The 19,092-nt window shown below is 71.6% G+C and carries 15 protein-coding genes and 1 tRNA gene; 4 read left to right on the top strand and 12 right to left on the bottom strand.

The window, feature by feature from the left end:
- The first annotated feature begins 57 nt into the window (after positions 1-57).
- Both ACIRP2_RS02080 and ACIRP2_RS02075 read left to right on the top strand, forming a co-directional pair.
- On the top strand, positions 58-1,599 hold the full coding sequence (locus tag ACIRP2_RS02080; protein WP_404245601.1) for an alpha/beta hydrolase: 1,542 nt from the start codon (positions 58-60) through the stop codon (positions 1,597-1,599).
- On the top strand, positions 1,596-2,792 hold the full coding sequence (locus tag ACIRP2_RS02075) for a serine hydrolase domain-containing protein (protein ID WP_404245599.1): 1,197 nt from the start codon (positions 1,596-1,598) through the stop codon (positions 2,790-2,792). Before ACIRP2_RS02080 ends, ACIRP2_RS02075 begins: the two co-directional genes overlap by 4 nt.
- 136 nt (positions 2,793-2,928) lie before the next feature.
- On the opposite strand, the gene ACIRP2_RS02070 is transcribed toward ACIRP2_RS02075, so the two are convergent.
- From ACIRP2_RS02070 to ACIRP2_RS02035, 8 genes are all read right to left on the bottom strand, one after another.
- Positions 2,929-3,618, bottom strand: coding sequence for a hypothetical protein (locus ACIRP2_RS02070; RefSeq protein WP_404245597.1), 690 nt, complete (start codon positions 3,616-3,618; stop codon positions 2,929-2,931).
- Entirely contained in the window at positions 3,615-4,037 is a 423-nt protein-coding gene (locus tag ACIRP2_RS02065; RefSeq protein WP_404245595.1) for an acyl-CoA thioesterase, read from the bottom strand. Before ACIRP2_RS02065 ends, ACIRP2_RS02070 begins: the two co-directional genes overlap by 4 nt.
- 5 nt (positions 4,038-4,042) lie before the next feature.
- Positions 4,043-5,707: an energy-dependent translational throttle protein EttA gene (ettA, locus tag ACIRP2_RS02060; RefSeq protein WP_404245593.1), complete on the bottom strand. Its 1,665-nt coding sequence runs from the start codon at positions 5,705-5,707 to the stop codon at positions 4,043-4,045.
- A 467-nt stretch (positions 5,708-6,174) separates the two neighbouring features.
- A complete protein-coding gene (locus tag ACIRP2_RS02055) occupies positions 6,175-7,362 on the bottom strand; it encodes a PQQ-binding-like beta-propeller repeat protein (RefSeq protein WP_404245591.1) in 1,188 nt (395 codons plus the stop codon).
- Between the two features lie 431 nt (positions 7,363-7,793).
- Positions 7,794-9,203: an LAETG motif-containing sortase-dependent surface protein gene (locus ACIRP2_RS02050; RefSeq protein WP_404245589.1), complete on the bottom strand. Its 1,410-nt coding sequence runs from the start codon at positions 9,201-9,203 to the stop codon at positions 7,794-7,796.
- Positions 9,204-9,491: 288 nt separating this feature from the next.
- Positions 9,492-10,172: a single-stranded DNA-binding protein gene (locus tag ACIRP2_RS02045; RefSeq protein ID WP_404245587.1), complete on the bottom strand. Its 681-nt coding sequence runs from the start codon at positions 10,170-10,172 to the stop codon at positions 9,492-9,494.
- Positions 10,173-10,272: 100 nt separating this feature from the next.
- On the bottom strand, positions 10,273-12,201 hold the full coding sequence (locus ACIRP2_RS02040) for a GTPase (RefSeq protein WP_404245585.1): 1,929 nt from the start codon (positions 12,199-12,201) through the stop codon (positions 10,273-10,275).
- Positions 12,198-13,859, bottom strand: a complete 1,662-nt coding sequence (locus ACIRP2_RS02035) for a dynamin family protein (RefSeq protein WP_404247129.1) — start codon at positions 13,857-13,859, stop codon at positions 12,198-12,200. The genes ACIRP2_RS02040 and ACIRP2_RS02035 overlap by 4 nt, the downstream gene beginning before the upstream one ends.
- 328 nt (positions 13,860-14,187) lie before the next feature.
- Between ACIRP2_RS02035 and ACIRP2_RS02030 the strand changes: the two genes are divergently transcribed.
- A tRNA-Arg gene (locus ACIRP2_RS02030) sits at positions 14,188-14,260 on the top strand.
- 315 nt (positions 14,261-14,575) lie between these two features.
- On the opposite strand, the gene ACIRP2_RS02025 is transcribed toward ACIRP2_RS02030, so the two are convergent.
- The 4 genes from ACIRP2_RS02025 to ACIRP2_RS02010 all read right to left on the bottom strand — a co-directional run bounded on the left by ACIRP2_RS02025 (position 14,576) and on the right by ACIRP2_RS02010 (position 17,991).
- Positions 14,576-15,034, bottom strand: a complete 459-nt coding sequence (locus ACIRP2_RS02025; RefSeq protein WP_404245583.1) for a hypothetical protein — start codon at positions 15,032-15,034, stop codon at positions 14,576-14,578.
- 24 nt (positions 15,035-15,058) lie between these two features.
- Complete coding sequence (locus tag ACIRP2_RS02020; RefSeq protein ID WP_404245582.1) at positions 15,059-15,184, bottom strand: hypothetical protein; 126 nt, start codon at positions 15,182-15,184, stop codon at positions 15,059-15,061.
- A gap of 256 nt (positions 15,185-15,440) precedes the next feature.
- On the bottom strand, positions 15,441-16,190 hold the full coding sequence (locus ACIRP2_RS02015) for a hypothetical protein (RefSeq protein ID WP_404245581.1): 750 nt from the start codon (positions 16,188-16,190) through the stop codon (positions 15,441-15,443).
- A gap of 295 nt (positions 16,191-16,485) precedes the next feature.
- Positions 16,486-17,991, bottom strand: a complete 1,506-nt coding sequence (locus ACIRP2_RS02010) for an FG-GAP and VCBS repeat-containing protein (RefSeq protein WP_404245579.1) — start codon at positions 17,989-17,991, stop codon at positions 16,486-16,488.
- 324 nt (positions 17,992-18,315) lie between these two features.
- Here ACIRP2_RS02010 and ACIRP2_RS02005 point away from each other — a divergent pair, with 324 nt between their 5' ends.
- Positions 18,316-19,074: a nucleotidyltransferase gene (locus ACIRP2_RS02005; RefSeq protein WP_404245577.1), complete on the top strand. Its 759-nt coding sequence runs from the start codon at positions 18,316-18,318 to the stop codon at positions 19,072-19,074.
- Positions 19,075-19,092: the final 18 nt, after the last annotated feature.

The raw sequence follows: 19,092 nt of genomic DNA, 5'->3' as shown, positions 1-19,092 counted from the left end.
GGCCACGCACGCCCCTAGCGTCGTACGGGAGTCATCCACCTGATCCCGAGGAGCACGATGCGCGGCACCGCACTGGCCACCGCCGGCCTGGGCCTGACCTGTTTACTCGCGGGCACGGTGCCCGCGTCGGCCGACCCTGCCACCCCCACTCACCAACGGCTCGTCTGGGGCCCCTGCTCGCCGCAGCAGCGGGAGCTGAACGAGGCGGGCGCGCAGTGCGCGAAGGTGACCGTCCCCCTCGACTACGCCGATCCCGGCGGACCGACGATCCGGATCGCCGTCTCCCGTGTCAAGGCCGGTACCGGGCAAGGGAAGCGGCGGGGCATCCTGCTGTCGAATCCGGGGGGACCGGGCGGCACCGGGCTCGCCAGCACCCTGCTTCTGCGCCCGGCCCTGAAGGATGCGGCCGACCGTTACGACCTGATCGGCTTCGATCCCCGCTTCCTCGGCGAGTCCACCCCTCTCGCCTGCGATCCTGCCGCCCCGGCGCCCGCGCCCGGCCCGACCACGACCCCCCGCGAGGACTTCGAGCGGTCGGTACGGTCCGCCCGCGACACCGCGCGCCGCTGCCGGGAGCACGGGGACAACGCACGGTTCCTGCCGCACGCCACGTCCCGGAACGTCGCCCGTGACATGGACGCGATCCGCGCGGCACTGGGCGAGCGCCGGCTCTCGTACTACGGCGTCTCGTACGGTGCCGACCTGGGGGCCGTCTACACCCAGATGTTCCCCCGCCGCGCCGACCGCATCGTCATCGACTCCTCGACCGACCCGTCGGCCACCCAGTACGAACTCTTCCAGCGGGCGGGCAAGCCCCTCGAAGAGGCCCTGGACGCCTGGGCCGCCTGGGCCGCCCGGCACGACGACACCTACCGGCTCGGCAGCACGCCCGCCCGGGTGCGGTCCAGCGTCCAGCACCTGCTCGACGGGGCCGAACGGCGCCCGGTCACCGTCTCGGGCGTACGGCTCGACGCGCCGTTGCTGCGGCTGGTGCTGAGGCAGCTCATCCAGCACGAGGAGTACGATCCGGCGCTCGCCGGTACGGTGCGCGACCTGGTCGACGCCGCCGCGGGCAGGCCGGTCGAACCCGGTCCCGAGCTCGCCGCCATGCTGGAGCTGCTCGCCTCGCCCGAGCTGGCGGACAGCATGTTGGGCGGGGCCCTGTTCATGTGCGGTGACAGCGGCTGGCCGGCGGGCGGCTGGCCGGGGAACCCGGAGACGTACTGGCAGAACATGGAGCGCAGCCGCGCCGCACAGCCCGTCTTCGGCCCGCTCGTCAACGGCATGATGGCCCCGTGCGCGTTCTGGCCGAGCACGTCCCGCGAACCCGCCACGGTGATCGGCAACGACGTTCCCGTCCTGATGCTCCAGGCCCGGCGCGACAACAACGTCCCGTACGAGGGGGCGCTGGCGCTGCACCGGCGCCTGACCGGCTCACGGCTGGTGACGGCGGACATCCGCTCGCACGGGGTGTACGGGCGCGGACTCGACGGCCTCACCCCCGTCCCCTGCGCCGACGAAACCGTCGACGCCTATCTGCGCGACGGCACGCTGCCCGCCGCCGATCTGGTCTGCCCCAGCGCCGGGGAGGACCGATGATCAGCCGACGTACGGGCCTGGCGGCCACGGCCGCGGCCCTGTTCACCGCGGCGTCCGGCCCGGCGGCGACGGCCGCCGCGCCCCGTCACGCCTCCGGGCTCCGCAGCCGTCTCCAGAGCGATGTGGACGCGATCCTGGCCACCGGGGCCACCGGCGTACTGGCCGAGGTGCAGAGCGCCCACGGACGGACGACCGCCCGCGCCGGCTCCGCCGACCTGCGAGCCCCGCACGACCCGGTCCCTGGGGATGCCTACTACCGGATCGGCAGCGACACCAAGACCTTCACGGCCACGCTCGCCCTCCAACTGGTGGGCGAGGGGCGACTCGCGCTCACGGACACCGTCGAGCGGTGGCTTCCCGGCGCCGTGCGGGGCAACGGCAACGACGGCCGCAGGATCACGGTCGCCGATCTGCTGCGCCAGACCAGCGGGCTGAACGACTATCTCGCCGTCTCACCGGACGCGGCCGAGGCGTTCACCCCGGCCGGCTACCGCCGGTCGCGGTTTCGCACCACGTCCCCCGAGGACCAGCTGAAGGCGGCCGTGAGCCGGCCGCCCCTGTGGGTGCCGGGCACCGGACAGCCCGCCGGGGAGCGGCGCTGGGGCTACTCCAACACCAACTACGTGGTGGCGGGCCTGATCATCGAGAAGGTGACCGGCAACCCCTGGGCGCAGGAGATCCACGACCGGATCATCGAGCCCCTGGGCCTGCGCCACACCTTCACACCGGGGACCTCGCCGTACGTCCCTCGGCCCACAGCCACCGCGTACACCTGGTTCCCGGGCCGTACCCGGCCGACCGACACGACGACGGCGTCCGGCGGCGGGGCCGACGGATCCGTCATCAGCACCACCCATGACCACGGCGTCTTCCTGCGCGCCCTGATGAGCGGCCGACTGCTGCGCCCGGCCCAGCTGGCGGCCATGAAGGAGACGGTCGCGGCCGAGGACTGGAGTGCGGCTCCGGGGGTCCGTTACGGACTGGGCATCGCCTGGCGCCCGGTGGCCGGGAGCGACGGCGGGATCTGGTTCCACGGCGGAACCCATCTGGGGATCGTCTCGGAGAGCGGGGTGATGCCGGACGGCTCCCGGGCCGCGACCAGCGCCACGTTCACCCTGCGCATGGGCGACCCGGCCCAGGACGCCCAGGACGCGGCCGCGCTACGACTGGTGGACAGGGCCCTGACCGGCTGAGGCCGCTCGTTCGGACCACGCCGGACCGGCGACCGGGGCCCGGCCCGGTCCGGGCGGGACCCCGAGGGTCGTTCGTCCGGGCCGGGAGGGTTCGGGCGTCCTGCCCGTCCGGACGCTCTGTCGTCGGGACGGGCGCTCAGCCCGCGCCCACCGTCACCGCGAGCGTGCCGAGTCCGCTGCCCGGATCGCGCAGGGCGATCGAGCCGAACGGGGTGCGCAGCCGCAGCCAGGACCCGGCCGCGAGCAGGGCGACGGGGAAGTCCGGCGCCGGGCGGAGGAAGCCCAGGGACTGGGCGGCGTGGACGGCCCTCAGTGGAAGCTCGGTGGAGCCGACGGTGCGCGACCAGATCTCGCGGCCGATCAGGTCCCGCTCCGCCCGGGTGCGACGGCCCTCGGGCAATGCCTCGTCGCGGGAACGGAACTCCGCCACCGCCCCGGTGACCGCCGTGCGCAGGGAGACCGGGCCGGGCAGACCGGACACTTCGTGCCAGCCACCGCGGGGCGGCAGGACACCCGTCCACGGCGGCCCGGTGACCGGTGCGGGCAGGGCGCCCGAGCCGGCTGCGACGCCCTCGGCATCGAGGGATTCCAGGAGCTCACCGGCGGACACCGTGACATCGAAGTCGTGCGATCCGGCCAGTCGCGCCGCCCGGATCGCCAGCACCTCGAACGACGGCGGCCTGCCGAACACGGCCAGCGCGCCGCCGCTCGCCTGCATCCGCACGGCGGCGGCCCGGTCGTAGTGGATCAGCCGGCCGAGGAAGGCCGCGAGATCCGCGGCCTCCCTCGTGTCGGCGAACTCCAGCGACCGTACGGGCACCGTCATGCTGCGGCGGGCTCCTCGGCCAGGTACTGCTGGAGGAAGAGCTTCTCCTCGGCGGAGATCCGCCGGGGCCGCTCCTCGGCCAGGTCGTACGGCACGACGACGGTCGAGGCCCGTACGTAGACCTGGTCCGGGTCCTTGATCTCGTACGCGATCGTCAGCGACGCGGCGCCGATCTTCGTGACCCAGGACTCGACGGTCACCGGCTCGTGCCGGTGGACCAGCGGCCGTACGTAGTCGATCTCGTGCCGGGCCACGACGGACCCGCCCGAGAAGGACGGCGAACCGTCCCCCGGCGCCAGCCGGAACATGAAGTCGATGCGCGCCTCCTCCAGATATCGGAGGAAGACCACGTTGTTGACGTGGCCGAAGGCATCCATGTCCGACCAGCGCAGCGGGCAACTGTAGATGTGACGTGCCAAGACGATCAGCCTCGCGTGAGCTTCTTGTACGTGGCACGGTGCGGACGGGCCGCGTCCGCACCGAGGCGGTCGACCTTGTTCTTCTCGTACGACTCGAAGTTGCCCTCGAACCAGTACCACTTGGAGTCGCCCTCGTACGCCAGGATGTGCGTGGCGACGCGGTCCAGGAACCAGCGGTCGTGGGAGATGACCACCGCGGCGCCCGGGAACTCCAGCAGGGCGTTCTCCAGCGAGGACAGGGTCTCGACGTCGAGGTCGTTGGTGGGCTCGTCGAGGAGCAGCAGGTTGCCGCCCTCCTTGAGCGTCAGCGCCAGGTTGAGGCGGTTGCGCTCACCACCGGACAGGACGCCGGCCGGCTTCTGCTGGTCCGGGCCCTTGAAGCCGAACGCGGAGACGTACGCCCGCGAGGGCATCTCGACCTGGCCGACGTTGATGTAGTCCAGCTCGTCCGAGACGACGGCCCAGAGGGTCTTCTTCGGGTCGATGTTGGCGCGGGACTGGTCGACGTAGGAGATCTTGACCGTGTCACCGATCTTGATGGAGCCGGTGTCCGGGGTCTCCAGGCCCTGGATCATCTTGAACAGCGTGGTCTTGCCCGCGCCGTTCGGACCGATGACGCCGACGATGCCGTTGCGCGGCAGCGTGAACGACAGGTCGTCGATGAGGACCTTGTCGCCGAAGGCCTTCGAGAGGTTCTCGACCTCGACGACGATGGAACCGAGCCGCGGGCCCGGCGGGATCTGGATCTCCTCGAAGTCCAGCTTCCGCATCTTGTCCGCCTCGGCCGCCATCTCCTCGTAACGGGCGAGACGTGCCTTGGACTTGGTCTGCCGGCCCTTGGCGTTGGAGCGGACCCACTCCAGCTCTTCCTTGAGCCGCTTGGCGCGCTTCTCGTCCTTGCGGCCCTCGACCTTGAGGCGGGCGGCCTTCTTGTCGAGGTAGGTGGAGTAGTTGCCCTCGTAGGGCAGAGCGCGGCCGCGGTCGAGTTCGAGGATCCACTCGGCGACGTTGTTCAGGAAGTAGCGGTCGTGGGTGACCGCGACCACGGCGCCCGCGTACTTCGAGAGGTGCTGCTCCAGCCAGTTGACCGACTCGGCGTCGAGGTGGTTGGTGGGCTCGTCGAGGAGGAGCAGGTCGGGGGCCTCGATCAGCAGCTTGCAGAGCGCGACGCGGCGCTTCTCACCACCGGAGAGGTTGACGACCGGCCAGTCGCCGGGCGGGCAGCCCAGGGCGTCCATGGCCTGCTCCAGCTGGGCGTCCAGGTCCCACGCGTTGGCGTGGTCCAGGTCCTCCTGGAGCTTGCCCATCTCCTCCATCAGCGCGTCGGAGTAGTCGGTCGCCATGAGCTCGGCGACCTCGTTGAAGCGCTTGAGCTTGCCCATGATCTCGGCGGCGCCGTCCTGGACGTTCTCCAGGACCGTCTTCGACTCGTCGAGCTGCGGCTCCTGCATGAGGATGCCGACGCTGAAGCCGGGCGACAGGAACGCGTCGCCGTTGGACGGCTGCTCCAGGCCCGCCATGATCTTCAGCACCGTGGACTTACCGGCGCCGTTGGGGCCCACGACACCGATCTTCGCGCCGGGCAGGAAGTTCAGGGTGACGTCATCGAGGATCACCTTGTCGCCGTGCGCTTTGCGCGTCTTGCGCATGGTGTAGATGTACTCAGCCAAGAGAAACCGTCCGGCTATCGATGTGTGGGCAGATACACCCCATCTTGCCTGACGGCCGTCCCAGGATGGAAACCCGTCCCATCAGGGCCCTGTGACCTGATCCTTTCACCGTCCGCACCGGTAGTCGACCCGTCACCGGTCGTCACCGTCGATCGCCGCCGAGCACCGCTCGTCCGACGGCGGAGCAGCCCCGGACCGATTTCCGGGGCTGCTCCGCTTGCTCCGTTCCCCTCTCTTTCACCGCGAACCGAGAGGGTGCGCGCTGCCGCGCCGGCCTGTTCGTCCGGGTTCACAGCCCTTCGGGAGGCCAAGCGCTGCGTGCACGTCCTGCGGGGTGGCCCGGTACCTGCCGTCCCTCGTGGTTGCGGTACTTCACCGCTGTACCGCACCACTCAGCCGGCACCGGCGTGGTCGACGGCGGCCGGGGCCCGGGAGTGGTCGCCGGTGCCGGTCACCACGCCCGCTGCTCACTGCCCGTACGCGACCAACAGATGGGTGGCCGGAACCACCACGAGTCCGCCGCCCGCTCCGAGACCGGTCAGCGGCTCGGACACGTTGTGCTCGTCGGGCGCGTTGATCGGCGCGCCGACGTCGGTGGACCAGACGGGCTGACCGGTGGCGCCGTTGAGCGCCCACAGCCGACCGGTTCGGGAGCCGACGTAGACGTAGCCGTTGACGACGATCGGCGCCGTGCTGATCCGGCCGTCGCCCTCGAACTTCCAGCGGGTGGCCAGTGTGCGGCTGTGTCGCTCCTGGAGGACACCGTCATCGACGAAGTAGCCCTGGCGGCCGTCGAAAGCCGGTGCGGGCGACCAGCCGGTGGCCTCGTACGTGCCGCGGACCTTCCCGTCGGCGACGTCGAGGACCGAGGGGGCCATCCCGGCGTCGTCGCGCACCCAGACACCGCCGTCGGCGACGACCGGGGTGCGGCCCCCGCCGCCGGAGCAGTCCGTCCGGTGGTGCCAGATCGGGTTGCCCGACTTGGGGTCGAAGGCGTAGGTCTGCTCGCAGGCGTATGAGACGTAGACCCCACTCGCCGTGACGGCGGGCGAGCTGTTGTCCCCGTTCGCGACGGGCTGGGTCCAGAGCACCGCACCACTGGAAGCGTCCACCGCGTACAAGGTGCCGCCCGAGCCGGCGCCACCCGTGTACACCACGCCGCCGGCGAAGGTGGGCGGCGAGGTGAAGGAGTACTGCCCAGGCAGCGTGGCGGTCCAGATCTCCTTCCCGGTGGCCGGGTTGAACGCTGTCAGCACGCCGTCGTAGTTCTGGGCGTAGAGTCGACCACCCCCGTAGGCGAGCGCGGACCACCAGTAGCTGCCACCGAGGTCGACGGGCTCCCAGGCGTTCTCACCCGTGGCCGCGTCCATGGCGTAGAGGATGGTGCCGTACCCGTTCGGCGAGGCCGCGGTGGCGAAGACGCGCCCGCCGGCCACGACGGGGTAGGAGACGTTCCCGCCCAGGTCGCGGGACCACTTCTGGCTGAGCGGCGGCGCGCCCACAGCGGTGTCGACGAGACTGCCGTCGTGCCGTGCGTTGATCTGGTAGGTGGTCGAGACCCCGGTCTGCGTCGGCTGTGCGCCGACCGGCGTCACGAGCGTGACAACCGACAGTGCCGCACCGATCAGGACGGCGATGGTTCTTCGAAGGTTCACTCGGACATCCCCCCATCGTCCGGCATCGCCGTGGCGATGCGCGCAGCGCGGACCAGCCCCCAGGTTCAGCGGCCCGCTTCCAAGCGCCATGGTCCACCAGGAACGCCTCAACCGCCTTTTATTTTCGCGTGGTTGGGTATCTTCGCGGCCGCCCTCCGCGATCCGGAGCAGGGCTCGTGGCGCTCTGCCGCACCGGCCTTCACCGACGCCGTCGAGGCCTTGTGACTCGTCACTGCGAGCGCTCCCCGAAGAGCCATGAGCTCGGGAACCACCGGGTGCGGGGCACGATCCTCGGGCTGTCGGCCGACGACGTGCGACGGCCCCGGTACGCGTCCGCGTACCGGGGCCGTCATCAGGCCGATGCGACAGCCTGCCCACCCTCCGTCACTCGGCGGTCACCGATGTGATCGCCGACGTGATCCGTGCGGTGACTACTGGGCGGAGGGCTGCGTCTTGCGCTTGCGGAGCATGAAGACCGCGCCGCCGCCGACGACGACGAGGGCGATCGCGACGCCCGCGATGACCGGGGTGGCGCTGGAGCCACCGGTCTCGGCGAGGTCACCCGAGCCACCGGTCGAGCCGCCACCGGTCGTGGCCGGGGCCGGCTTGTCACCACCGGTCTGGGTGTCGGTGCCGCCGGTGCCGCTGCCACTGGTCTTGCAGTCCAGGACGCCCTTGAACGTCTTGGTGAAGCCGCCGGGGCCGGTCACCGTGATGTCGTACGCCTGGTCCTCGGCAACCGGGACGGTCACGGTCTCGGACTTGCCCGCCTCGACGGTGTGCTTCGCCCCGGCCAGCTCGAAGGTGAACGCCTCGTCGCCCTTGTTGGTCGCGGTGACGTCCACCCCGCCCTTGGCGCAGTTCTTCTTCGCCGACACGGCCGGGATCGCACCCTGCTTGGCCCAGGTCGCGTTGGCGGTGGCGGAGACCGTGGACTCGCTGGAGCCGGCCAGGATCATGGTCTGGCTCTTGGTCACCCCGGCGAAGACCCGGCCGACCGGCACCGACGTGGTGGCCTGGACGGTCAGCGAGGCCGAACCGTCGGCGGCACCCGCCGGAACGTCGAAGTAGAGCTGGGCACCGTCGGCCGCGGCGGTCACGGGCTTGCCGGCCTTGTCGGTGACCTTGACACCGCTGGCGGCGTCGGCGGGCGGGGTCACCGAGACCTGACCCGCGTTGGTGTGGACGGTGATCGGGCCGAGCCGCTCACCGGACCGGCCGGAGACCGCGGCCGGGTCCAGGGCGAGGGACGCCTTGGGCTCGGCCTGGTCGGCGGCGTTCTGCTCCAGCCAGTCGGCGAGCTTCTCGGCCTGGCTGTCGGTCGCGTCGACATCGGCGTCGTCCGAGTAGCGCCAGATCGCGACCTGGGTGCCCGCGGCCGCGGTCTTCTCGGTGAGCGGTCCGGTACCGGCCTGCTCCGCGAGCGCCGCGAGGTCGTCGACCTGCGGGTAGGAGTGCTCCAGGATCCAGCGGATCTTGCCCGCGTTCTTGTTGCTGCCGAGCGAGGTCTGGTTCCAGGGCGTCTCCAGGTACTTCGCCTGGTCCTGGGTGGGGTTGTGGATGTCGATGCAGTACGTCTTGAGCTTGCCGCCGCCGTCGACGGTCATCTCGAAGAGCCCGGCGGGCACCGGCTGGTTCCTGCCGTTCCCGTGGATCACTGCACGGTCGTAGGTCTTCAACCCGTCCAGGACCGCGGCCGCGCCACCTTGATGCTGCGGCGCCTCATCGGCGACCGCGCTGCCGGCGCCGACAAGGGTGCCTGCCATGACCAGACCGGATGCCACCACCGACGCGGCCAGCCGGGCCATGCCCCGCCGCCGTGGAGTACGGGTCGTCTCCATGGACGACAAAACGGTCGCTGAAGAAGCAGAAAACACAGAATTCCCCTCCGGGCGAGGCCCTCCGCGCCTGATGCGCGTGTGGGGATTGCCTCGCCAGTCGACTCAAGTGCCCCGTGAGTACGGGGGAATCCTAAGGAGGAAGAGATGAAGAATCCCCCATCCTACCGTCGTACAACCATTCCGAATCGGAATCGTTATCGCCGGTATCGCACGCGGACCCTTCGACGCTCCCCCGATCCGACTGATCGTCAAATCCCTTCCCCCGCACCCCGGTCCGGTCCGGTCCGGTCAGGAAACCGACGCAAGCTCCTGACCCCGTTTCTGACGCACCGCCGGACGCCGCGCCCGCTGTCGACCGGCCCGTTCCGACTGTTCAGGCTTTTCCGACCGCTCGGGCTGCTCGCTCCGCTCACCTCCTCCCTCCCGCTCGTCCCCCTCGTCCCGTGACGCTTCGCGCGCACGACCAGGCCGCGCCTCGTTCATCTCTCGTGCTTCACGTGCCTCCCGCGCCGGGCCGCCCGACCAGTCCGGCTCGTCCGAGCGCCCCGGCCCGTCGCCCCGGTCCACCGCCGCGTCCGCACTCCCCCGGCGTGCCCCCTGCCCCGGCTCGCTCCTCATCACCCGCCGGAACGCGGCCGTCCCCCGTGTCAGATCGTGTCCCACGGCAAGCGCCTCGATGTCCACGAACGTCCGGCGCCGGTCATCCCGTTCCTCCTCGCGCACCTTCAACCTGCCGTGCACGACGAGCGGTTCCCCGACCGCGACGGAAGCGGACAGATTCGACGCCAGGGTCCGCCAGGCCCACACGGTGTAGAAACTGGTGTGCCCGTCGGTCCAGAGCTGTTTCCCGCGATCCCAACGGCGCGGCGTCACCGCGAACCGGAATCGCGCCATTCCGCCGGTCGCGGTCTCCCGGAACTCCACGCCCGTCGCCGCGTTTCCCACCAGTGTCACCAAGGTGTCATTCATGACTCCGCCTCCCCTTCGGCCTTCGGCTCCGGCGACCGCACCCGCGCGGTCACCTGTCCCAGGTTGAAGGGAAGGCGGAAATGCCGCTGATGCCTGTGGACTACCGGACGGTTGTGGAAAACTCCGTCACCGTCACGTACCGCTCCCGCACCTCGCGGTACCGCACGAGTTCCGCGGCCACCGGATCGAGTACCCGCGCCCGCCCGCAGGCCGCCGCCGCCTCGCGCAGCTGCCGCTCGGCCTCCTGCCCGTACCGTCGCGCGGGCCCCCGGGCCGCGACCGCGCACGACCACTCCACCAGCGGGCCTCCGACGATCCCGGCCAGCATCACCAGGGCGGGCGTGAGGAACCCGGGTGCGAGCACCCCGACGATCTGGCCGACCAGCCAGAGCCCGCCGAAGATCTGCAGCAACGTCATCGACGCCTGTGCCAGCACGGCGGCGGGCCACCACCTGGGCCGCGGCGGCCTCCCGCCCACGCGGCCGCTGTGCGCCACACCTGAGGCCCCGGCCACCCCGGTCGCCACGACCGCCGCACCGCCGTCGCCGCCCACGTCCCCGGCACCGCCCGCCGGCCGCCCGCGCCCGTCCACGGCGCCGGTCCTCTCCGCCAGCTCGTCGAGCGCCTCCGGCAGCCCTTCGGCACCGTTCACCGCGGCCTCGCGGACCGCCTGGGCCCAGGGACCGGGCAGTCCGTCGGCGGCCCCGTCCGCCACCGTCCGCACCGCCTGTTCGACGCGCTGCCGGGCGGTGAGCTGTACCTCGGGGGGCGCGGGCCGCGCCGGGCACTCCAGGTTCCCCGGCCGCCGGGTGGTCTCGTACCAGCGCCAGAGCCGCAACCACGGCGTGCCGCACGCCCGTCCGGCGTTCCTGCGCCATTCGCGCTCGGCCGCCTGACCCGCCGCCCCCGCTCCGACGGCTTCCGCGAGCCGGTCGGCGAACTCCTCGCGGGCACGCTCGCCCAGACCGGGGCGCCCCTCGGCGACGTACACCGGGCGCAGCCTGGCCGCGGCGGCGTCCACGTCCGCGGAGAGCCTGCGTGCGGCGGCCGTGCGCTCCTGCACGAACCGGCCGAGCACCTCGCGCAGTTCGCCCACGCCCTCGCCGGTGAGCGCGGACAGGGACATGACGGTGGCGCCCGGTTCGCCGTGTTCGCCGAGCGCCATGCCGTCCTCGTCGAGCAACCGGCGCAGATCGTCGAGCACCTGGTCGGCGGCGTCGCCGGGCAGCCGGTCGATCTGGTTGAGGACGACGAAGGTGATCTCGGCGTGCCCGGCGAGCGGCCGCAGGTAGCGCTCGTGCAGGGCCGCGTCCGCGTACTTCTCCGGGTCGACGACCCAGATCACCGCATCGACCAGCGCGAGCACCCGGTCGACCTGATCACGATGCCCGGTGGCTGCCGAGTCGTGGTCGGGCAGATCGACGAGGACGAGCCCCTGGAGCGCCTCGTCGGCGTCCGGACCGCCCTGCAGCGGCCTGCGCCGGAGCCGTCCGGGGATGGCGAGCCGGTCCAGCAGTCCGGCGGCCCCGTCGGTCCAGGAGCAGGCGATGGGGGCCGCGGTGGTCGGCCTGCGCAGCCCGGTGTCGGAGATCTGGACGCCCGCGAGCGAGTTGAAGAGCGTCGACTTGCCGCTGCCGGTCGCTCCGGCGATGGCGACGACGGTGTGCCGGGAGGAGAGCCGCCGACGGGCCGCCGCTTCGTCGAGCACGCGCCCCGCTTCGGCGAGGGTGGCCCGGTCGAGCCTGGCCCTGGACAGTCCGACGAGTTCACGCAGCGCGTCGAGCCGCGGCCCGAGCGGACCGCCGGAGGGTACGTACGCCTCGACCTGCGGCGGACGCACGTCGTCGTCCGGGGCGGCGCCGGGCTCGGAGTCGGCAGCCCTGACGGCCGCGCGCCGGGCGATGAGCCCGTCGTTCCAGTCGCCGCGCGCCTGAGGCGCCCGGCCCCGGGCGGGGCGGTCCTGGTCGCGGTCCTCGTGAGAAGCGGGACTCTCGCCCCGGCCGGGCCCCTCGTCAATGACGGCAGTCATCGCTGCCACCTCTCCTTCTGCAGTACGGACAGGGCGGCGATCAGTTCGGCCTGCGGCTCCGGCGCCACGTCGAGTGCGTCCAGCGGCGCGAGCCGCCGGTCGCGCTCGCCGTCCAACACCCGGTCGAGGCAGTCGGTGAGCAGGGAGCCGCCCTTGTCGCGCAGCCGCAGCGCTCCCTGGGCACCGATCCGCTCGGCAAGCTGTTCGCCGGCGCCGCGGGTGCGCCGGCCGCCGAGCAGCGCGGCGGCCAGCAGCGCCGTCACGGTCTCGATGTCCGGCGCGACATTGCGTTCGAGTCGGCGCACCTCTTCCTCGGCGAGTTCCTCCAGCACCCGCCACCAGCGTCGTACGGCCATGGCGATCCGGCCCCGGATGTCCTCGGCGGGCCCCCACCCCCCGGCCTCCCGGCCGACGTCCTCGAAGCCGAAGACCCCGGCCGCGGGCTCGCGCCGCCAGATCGTGCGGATCTGTTCGTCGGCGGCTGCCACGGCGCACTGCAGAAGCGCGGCGAGACTCTCCACCAGCGCTTCGAGGAGTTCCTCGGAGGTGCTGTACAGCGGGTATCCACGCCATCGGGTGCGGGCGTCCCCGGCGAGCACACCGCCGCTCGCCAGGCGCCGCCGGACCCGGGCGCCCTCCGTGCGGTACGCGTCCTCGACCACACCGGTCAGCCGCACGGCGGCCGCGTGCTGCGCCGCGACGGCCCCGGCCAGCGCGGGCATCCGCACATCCAGCGAGGCGATGACACCGGCCGCCGTGCGTCCGACCGCCTGCTGGCGCGCCGCCGGGTCCTGGGCGCGGTGGGTGAGCCAGGCCCGCAACGGGGCGACCGCGGTGGTGGGAAGCAGCCCGCTCCCGCCGCCGGCCGATTCGGGCAGTTCGGGAATGGTGAAGCGTGGCACCTCACCGAGGCCCGCCTTGGTGAGCAGTGCGCCGTACTGCCGCGAGACCTCGCCGATCACCTGGTGCGGCACCCGGTCGAGGACGGTGACGAGCGAGGCGTCGTACTCCTTGGCGGTACGCAGCAGATGCCACGGCACCGCGTCCGCGTACCGGGAGGCCGTGGTCACCATGACCCACACGTCGGCGGCGGAGATCAGCTCGGCGGCCAGCATCCGGTTGCGCACCACGAGCGAGTCGATGTCGGGCGCGTCGAGCAGCGCGAGCCCGCGCGGCAACCCGCCGGCCGTCTCGACGCGCAGCACGGTTCCGTCCTCGTCCTCGCTCCCGTCGAATCCGTCGAGGGCGTCCAGCTCGTCGCACCGGCCCCGGTCCCCCGGCTCCTCCGGCGGCAGCCAGACCCTGGTGAGCTGCGGCAGCACGCGACCCCCGGCGAACCAGTGGTGATCGTCCGGATGGCAGACGAGCACGGGTGTCCGCGTGGTCGGCCGCAGCACCCCGGCCTCGCTGACCGGCCGTCCCACCAGCGAATTGAGGAGCGTCGACTTCCCGGCCCCGGTGGAGCCGCCGATGACCGCGAGCAGGGGCGCTTCAGGATCCCTGAGCCGGGGAAGCAGATAGTCGTCGAGCTGGGCGAGCAGCTCGCTGCGGGTCAGGCGGGCGCGTGGCGCTCCCGGCAGCGGAAGTGGAAGACGCACGGCAGCGACACGGTCGCGCAGGGCGGAAAGTGCGTCGATGAGCTGAGGCCGTACGTCCAAGGTCACCACATGCGAAGAATGCCCAATTTTGAAGCCATTTTGAAGCGTATAGCCGCCTCTGCGCGCCGGTTCTCCCCCTGGGACGGAGTCCGGACAGAGGGGACGAGTGGGGCGCAGGCATAACGAGTGCACAACACCCGGGGCGCGAGGCGTCAAAAGCGATGCGCGAATCCCACCTACCTGCGATTATCGGTTCGCTTCACCGAACCTCCACATCGTGCCACGCAGGTGAAGCAACCGGGTCGAGGCGATCGGAGCCCTATCCTTGTCCCGGCAGGTCACCGACCGGCCAGGCCTCAGGGCTCCAGGCCGCCGAGGCCACCATCCGGCCCCCGTAGCTCAGTGGATAGAGCAGGCGCCTTCTAAGCGCTTGGCCGCAGGTTCGAGTCCTGCCGGGGGCGCACAGCCCGTACGCCATCAGGCCCTCCCCCCGGGAGGGTCTTTTTCTACAGGTGACCGCACCGTAGCGAGGACGGCGTAGCGAACGCATAAGCGCCGACCCGCGCGGTCCGGGACTGCGGAGGATTATGGCCCTGAGTCGAGAACCGGTCCTCGCGCCAAGGACATGCCTCCGGCAGGGGCACTCGGGCTCCGGGATGGACAGGGCGCCGTTCCGGGAGTGCCGGACGAATCGTGGCGAGCGTCGTAGGAGCCGGGGTGAGTGGTGGGTCGACGTGGGCCGGGTCTGCAGACGGGAGTACTTCCGTCGACGGACGTCATCCGCTTGCTTCGAGGTCCGAACGCATCGCGTCCCGGAGCGCCTTGATAACGGTGATCAGTACGTGGTAGGTCTCTTTGAGGTCATCGCCAGTGGCGCCCTCTCGGATCTGGTTCCGTACATCCCGCAGTCGCCTGAGGGAGGCGTCCGAGTGCTCGGCGACGACCGCGGAGGCGGTGATGGACATCTGGTAGCGCAGCTCATAGGCCCCGCCCTCGCGGAATGCTTCTCCGGCCTGCAGGGCACGATCCTGTGCGGCGAGGGATGATGACGCGATGTCCTTCAACTGATTCCTTGTCCGCATCAGTGCGGCCAAGTATTCGCCGTAGAGCTGACGTTTTATGTCCCGCTGCCGTGCCGTCTGGTCACGCTGCCAACGGAGACGATCGACGATCAAGGTCGAGCCGACGCCCACGAGCGCGCCAAGTGCCGTGCCGAGCAAGGTCCCCCAGTCCATGTCCCAAGCCTAGATCCCCGAAGCTCACGCGCACCACCACGCCGGCGAGAGCATCACCATCGAGAACCGGACCTGGCCGCTGGTACGCATGACCATCCGCTTGACGTTGGCCGGCCCCAGCTTCTGGTTCCGCTCGGCGAAGGGCCGCAACTGCCGCTCGTAGCGGGTGAGTCGAAGTAGAAGTCCGGGGCGCTCGCCATGCCTTCAAGCAGGCCGGGCACCTCCCAGCCCTCTCCCGCGCAGGCGTTCGCCAGCAGGCGCGGCTGCTCGGCGCAGTCACGGTGGTCGTAGGTCGACGGCTCGGAGGGTGCCCTTTCCACCACACGGGGCATCGCCGGGCGGGACACGGAGCCGCACCGCGGCCATTCGTCCGGTGTCGGAGGGGCGGGCGCATGACTCCTCGGAGTCAGTGCTTGAGGCTCGACATCAGGTCGCGCATGTCACTGATCATGGCCGACTGGTACGGGGAGAGGTCCGTGTTCTCCGGCCCGTCGCCGACCGTTGCCTCGCCTTCGCTGTCGCCCAGGTACTGCGTGAAGGAGGAGAGGCTCAGTGAGAAGACAGCTCCGCCCTCCAGCACCCGCAGCTCCGCGTTTCCGTCGCTCCCGGTCAGCAGATACGCCTTGTCACCGAGGTCCGGAACCGTCTCCAGCTTCGCTTCGGGATCGAATCCGAGATCGGTCACCTGCCGCCGCGCCTCGAATTCCGGGGCGGGGTCGGTCCTCTTGTGCAGTTCCACCCTGATTCCCACGGTGTGGTGGAGGGACCAGCCCTTCCCGGCCCGCTCCCCCGGGGCCCGGGAACGGAGAGGAATGAAGCACTGGGTCTGGTCGAGCACGGCATGGTGCAACATCGCCGAGTCGGCGACGGTGGTGCGCTCCCTCGGTGCGATCGCCGCGCCGATCGACTTCAGCCGCAGGGACGGGCAGGGGTTCCGGTCCATCCGGTATCCGTGCGTGTCGGGCCCTCGATCGTTCGGGCCGTGCAGGAAGAGCGCCGCCCCCCAGAGGGCCGACGCCGTCACCGCGCCGCCCAGCGCCCACAGCCACGGTCTTCGCCTCCGGCGCCCCCCGGCCTGTTCCCGGTCGAATCCGCCCATCACCTCGCGGGTTTCGACCGGATCGAACTCCCCCGCCATCTCCGGCTCAGAAATCACCGTGTCCCCCTCGGCCGTGTCCTTTGCCTCCGGCGCCATGATCGCAGGGCCGAAGCCGCCGCAACCACGGAACGGGACAGGGCGGAGCCCGCACACGGTGTGCCCACGGGGCACGGCACTGCGCCCGGGGAGGGGCAGGCCGGCCCCGGGGGCCCGGCAGGGGGCGGGCACCGCGGCCGGTCCGGCGACGCTCTCTCCGGCGTCGGCATGCACGGGCCCGACCGGCTCGCCGGGCCGGCCCCTTCCCCGGACGCCTCGCGGTGCGCGGCGGTCCGACGACGGGGCCCCGGGCCGGTCAGCGGTTGAAGGAGGAGCCCAGCTTCGCGGCCTTCGCCACCGTGCCCAGCGCACCGTGACCGAAGGTGAACGAGCCCTTGGTCGTCACACCGGAGGCGGTGGCCGGGAAGACCCACAGGGAGCCCGCGTCCGCGTTCTCGCCGGGGGCGCCGACGACCAGCTCGGCGCGGCCGTCGCGGTTGGTGTCGACCAGTTTGACGGCTCCGCCGAACTGGTCGTTCGCCTCCGCCACGCCGGGGACGCCCGGCGTGTCCTGGTTGAAGCCCACGGTGCCCTTCCCGGTGGGACCGGACGCGGTGCCGGGCAGGACCAGGACGGAGCCGGCGTTCTTCGTCCTGCCCAGGTCCTCGTAGGGGACGCCGACGGCGATGTCGCCGTAGCCGTCGCCGTTCACGTCGCCGATCGACAGTGACGCGCCGAACCCGTCGTGGACTTCGGCGGCACCGGGGACTCCGGCGGTGTCCTGGTTGAAGACCTTGGCCCGGTCGCCCCGCGGGCCGGTGGCGCTGCCCGGTACGTAGGTGATCATGCCGCCCAGGGCGAGCGGATAGTCCAGGTCGCTGTCGTAGCCCTCGATCGTGCGGCCCACGACGAGGTCCGCGTACTTGTCACCGTTGATCTGTCCGGCCGCTATGGTCTCGCCGCCCTGGAGGCGGAAACCGTTCGGCCGGTTGACCACGGTGTACTTCTCGGCGAGGCCCTTGGCTCCGCCGTTGCGGATGAGGATGCGCCGGGCGTCGAACTCGTCGCCGTCGTGGACGACGGCGGCCAGGTCGTCGCGGCCGTCGCCGTTGAAGTCGCCGGCGGCGAGGTCGAGATGACGCAGATCGTCCATGTCCCGGATCACCCGGGCGGGGGCCGCGGCGCTGCCGTCGCGCTTGAACGGGCCGGACAGGACGTGGAGGTCGCCCATGCCGAGGGTGACGACATCCATGGCTCCGTCGCCGTCGAAGTCGCCGACCGCGGTCTTGGTGCCGATCCCCGCGTACCGCTCGTCGCCGGTCAGCAGGGTCGCGCCGCCGGACAGCCCGTGCGGGCCGCCCCAGATCACGGTGAGCGAACCGGCGGCGTCCGCCGTGCCGACCTTCTCGGACCCGGCGCCGACCACGAGGTCGCTGTACCCGTCCCGGTCCAGGTCCGCGGAGACCATCGAGCTGCCGAACGCGTCACCGGCCTCGGCGGTGTCCGGGATTCCGGGCGAGTCCTGGGTGAAGACCTGCTTGGTGGAGGTCTGCAGACCGGCCTTGGAGCCGTACACCACACCCACGTACCCGGCTCCGGCCTTTCCGCCGACGGTGGCGCCGGGCGCGGTGAACGCCACGTCCGGGTAGCCGTCGCCGTTGAAGTCGTCACGTCGCGGGGCCGGGGTGGGCACGGCCCCCGCGGGGGCCGCCGAGGCCGTGACAGGGGCGGGCGTCGATGCCTGGGCGGCGGGAAGGGTGATCACGGCGGTCGCCACGGTGATGGCGAGGGCCACGGTGGTACCGAGAGCACGGTGTGCCACGTGGACTCCTTCGTTCGTTCGGAGTTGGGGGGTGTGCGGCGCACGGGGCACCGGGCACTGTGCAGACTCAGACCGGCGCGCACGGCCGAGGGTTGCGTTCACGGCACGGACCGTCACAGCTCCTCCACCTCCAGGGAGTTGACGCGCGCCCCGGTACCGGACCGCCGAGGAGTCCGGTCGAAGCCCGCGGTCGTGCGAGGAAGGAGGCGCGCCACGGCCGGCACCGCGCGTGATCTCCTGCCGCGACGGTTCCGGTGGGTGCGTACTGATCCGATCGTCCGCAACCCCCGCGCCGCCGGGTGCCCCCGTGCCATAGTCGGTTCCATGGATGCCGACGAGGAACGGCCCGCCGGGCCTCTTCTGGACCGCTTCATCGCCGATGCCGGTCGCGTCGTGCCCCTGGAGGCGGTCTGGGCGCACGGATCCCTGGCACTGGGGGACTATCAGCACGGACGCAGCGACCTCGACCTCGTGGCCCTCGTGGCGTCGGCGGTCGGCGACTCCCAGAGGCGGCAACTCGAGGTCCTGCACCGCACCTTGATCGCGGATGTGCCGGGGGCCTCGCTGCTGCACTGCTCCTACATGGTGCGCTCGACGCTCCCGGAAGTGGGACGCGACCATGTGACCTGGGCGCAGGAGCGGTTGTTCGAACGGCCGGTCACCGCGATCGGCCGACGGGAGCTGAGCACGGGCGGGCTGTCGCTGTTCGGACCGGGGCCCGCCGGGCTCGTCCCGGAGGTCTCCGACCAGGAACTGGCGCAGTTCGTCCGGAGTGATCTCGAGGACTACTGGTATCCGGCGAGCGCCAAGCCGTCCCTCTGGCTCCGCGACGTCTGGGTGGACCTCGGACTGCTGACCCTCGCGCGGGCGTCGGTGACCCTGCGGGACGGGCGGCTCATCACCAAGGGGGAGGCGCTGGAAGTGCTGGCCGAGTCGGGTGCGCCCGCAGAGGTCGTCGCCGACATCCACCGCCGCCGCTACGGAGCCGACCCGCGCCCCGCCTCCCCGAAGTGGCGCGTCCGACGGGGGCACCTCGCGCGTTCCTTCGTCCGGGCGGGCATCGAGCGGACGCTGTCGGGGTGACCGGGGCCCTGACGATCG

This window comes from Streptomyces sp. NPDC101194, assembly GCF_044767885.1.
Lineage (GTDB): Bacteria > Actinomycetota > Actinomycetes > Streptomycetales > Streptomycetaceae > Streptomyces.
Note: the sequence above shows the minus strand (reverse complement) of the source record. Positions and strands in the feature narration are given on the sequence as shown.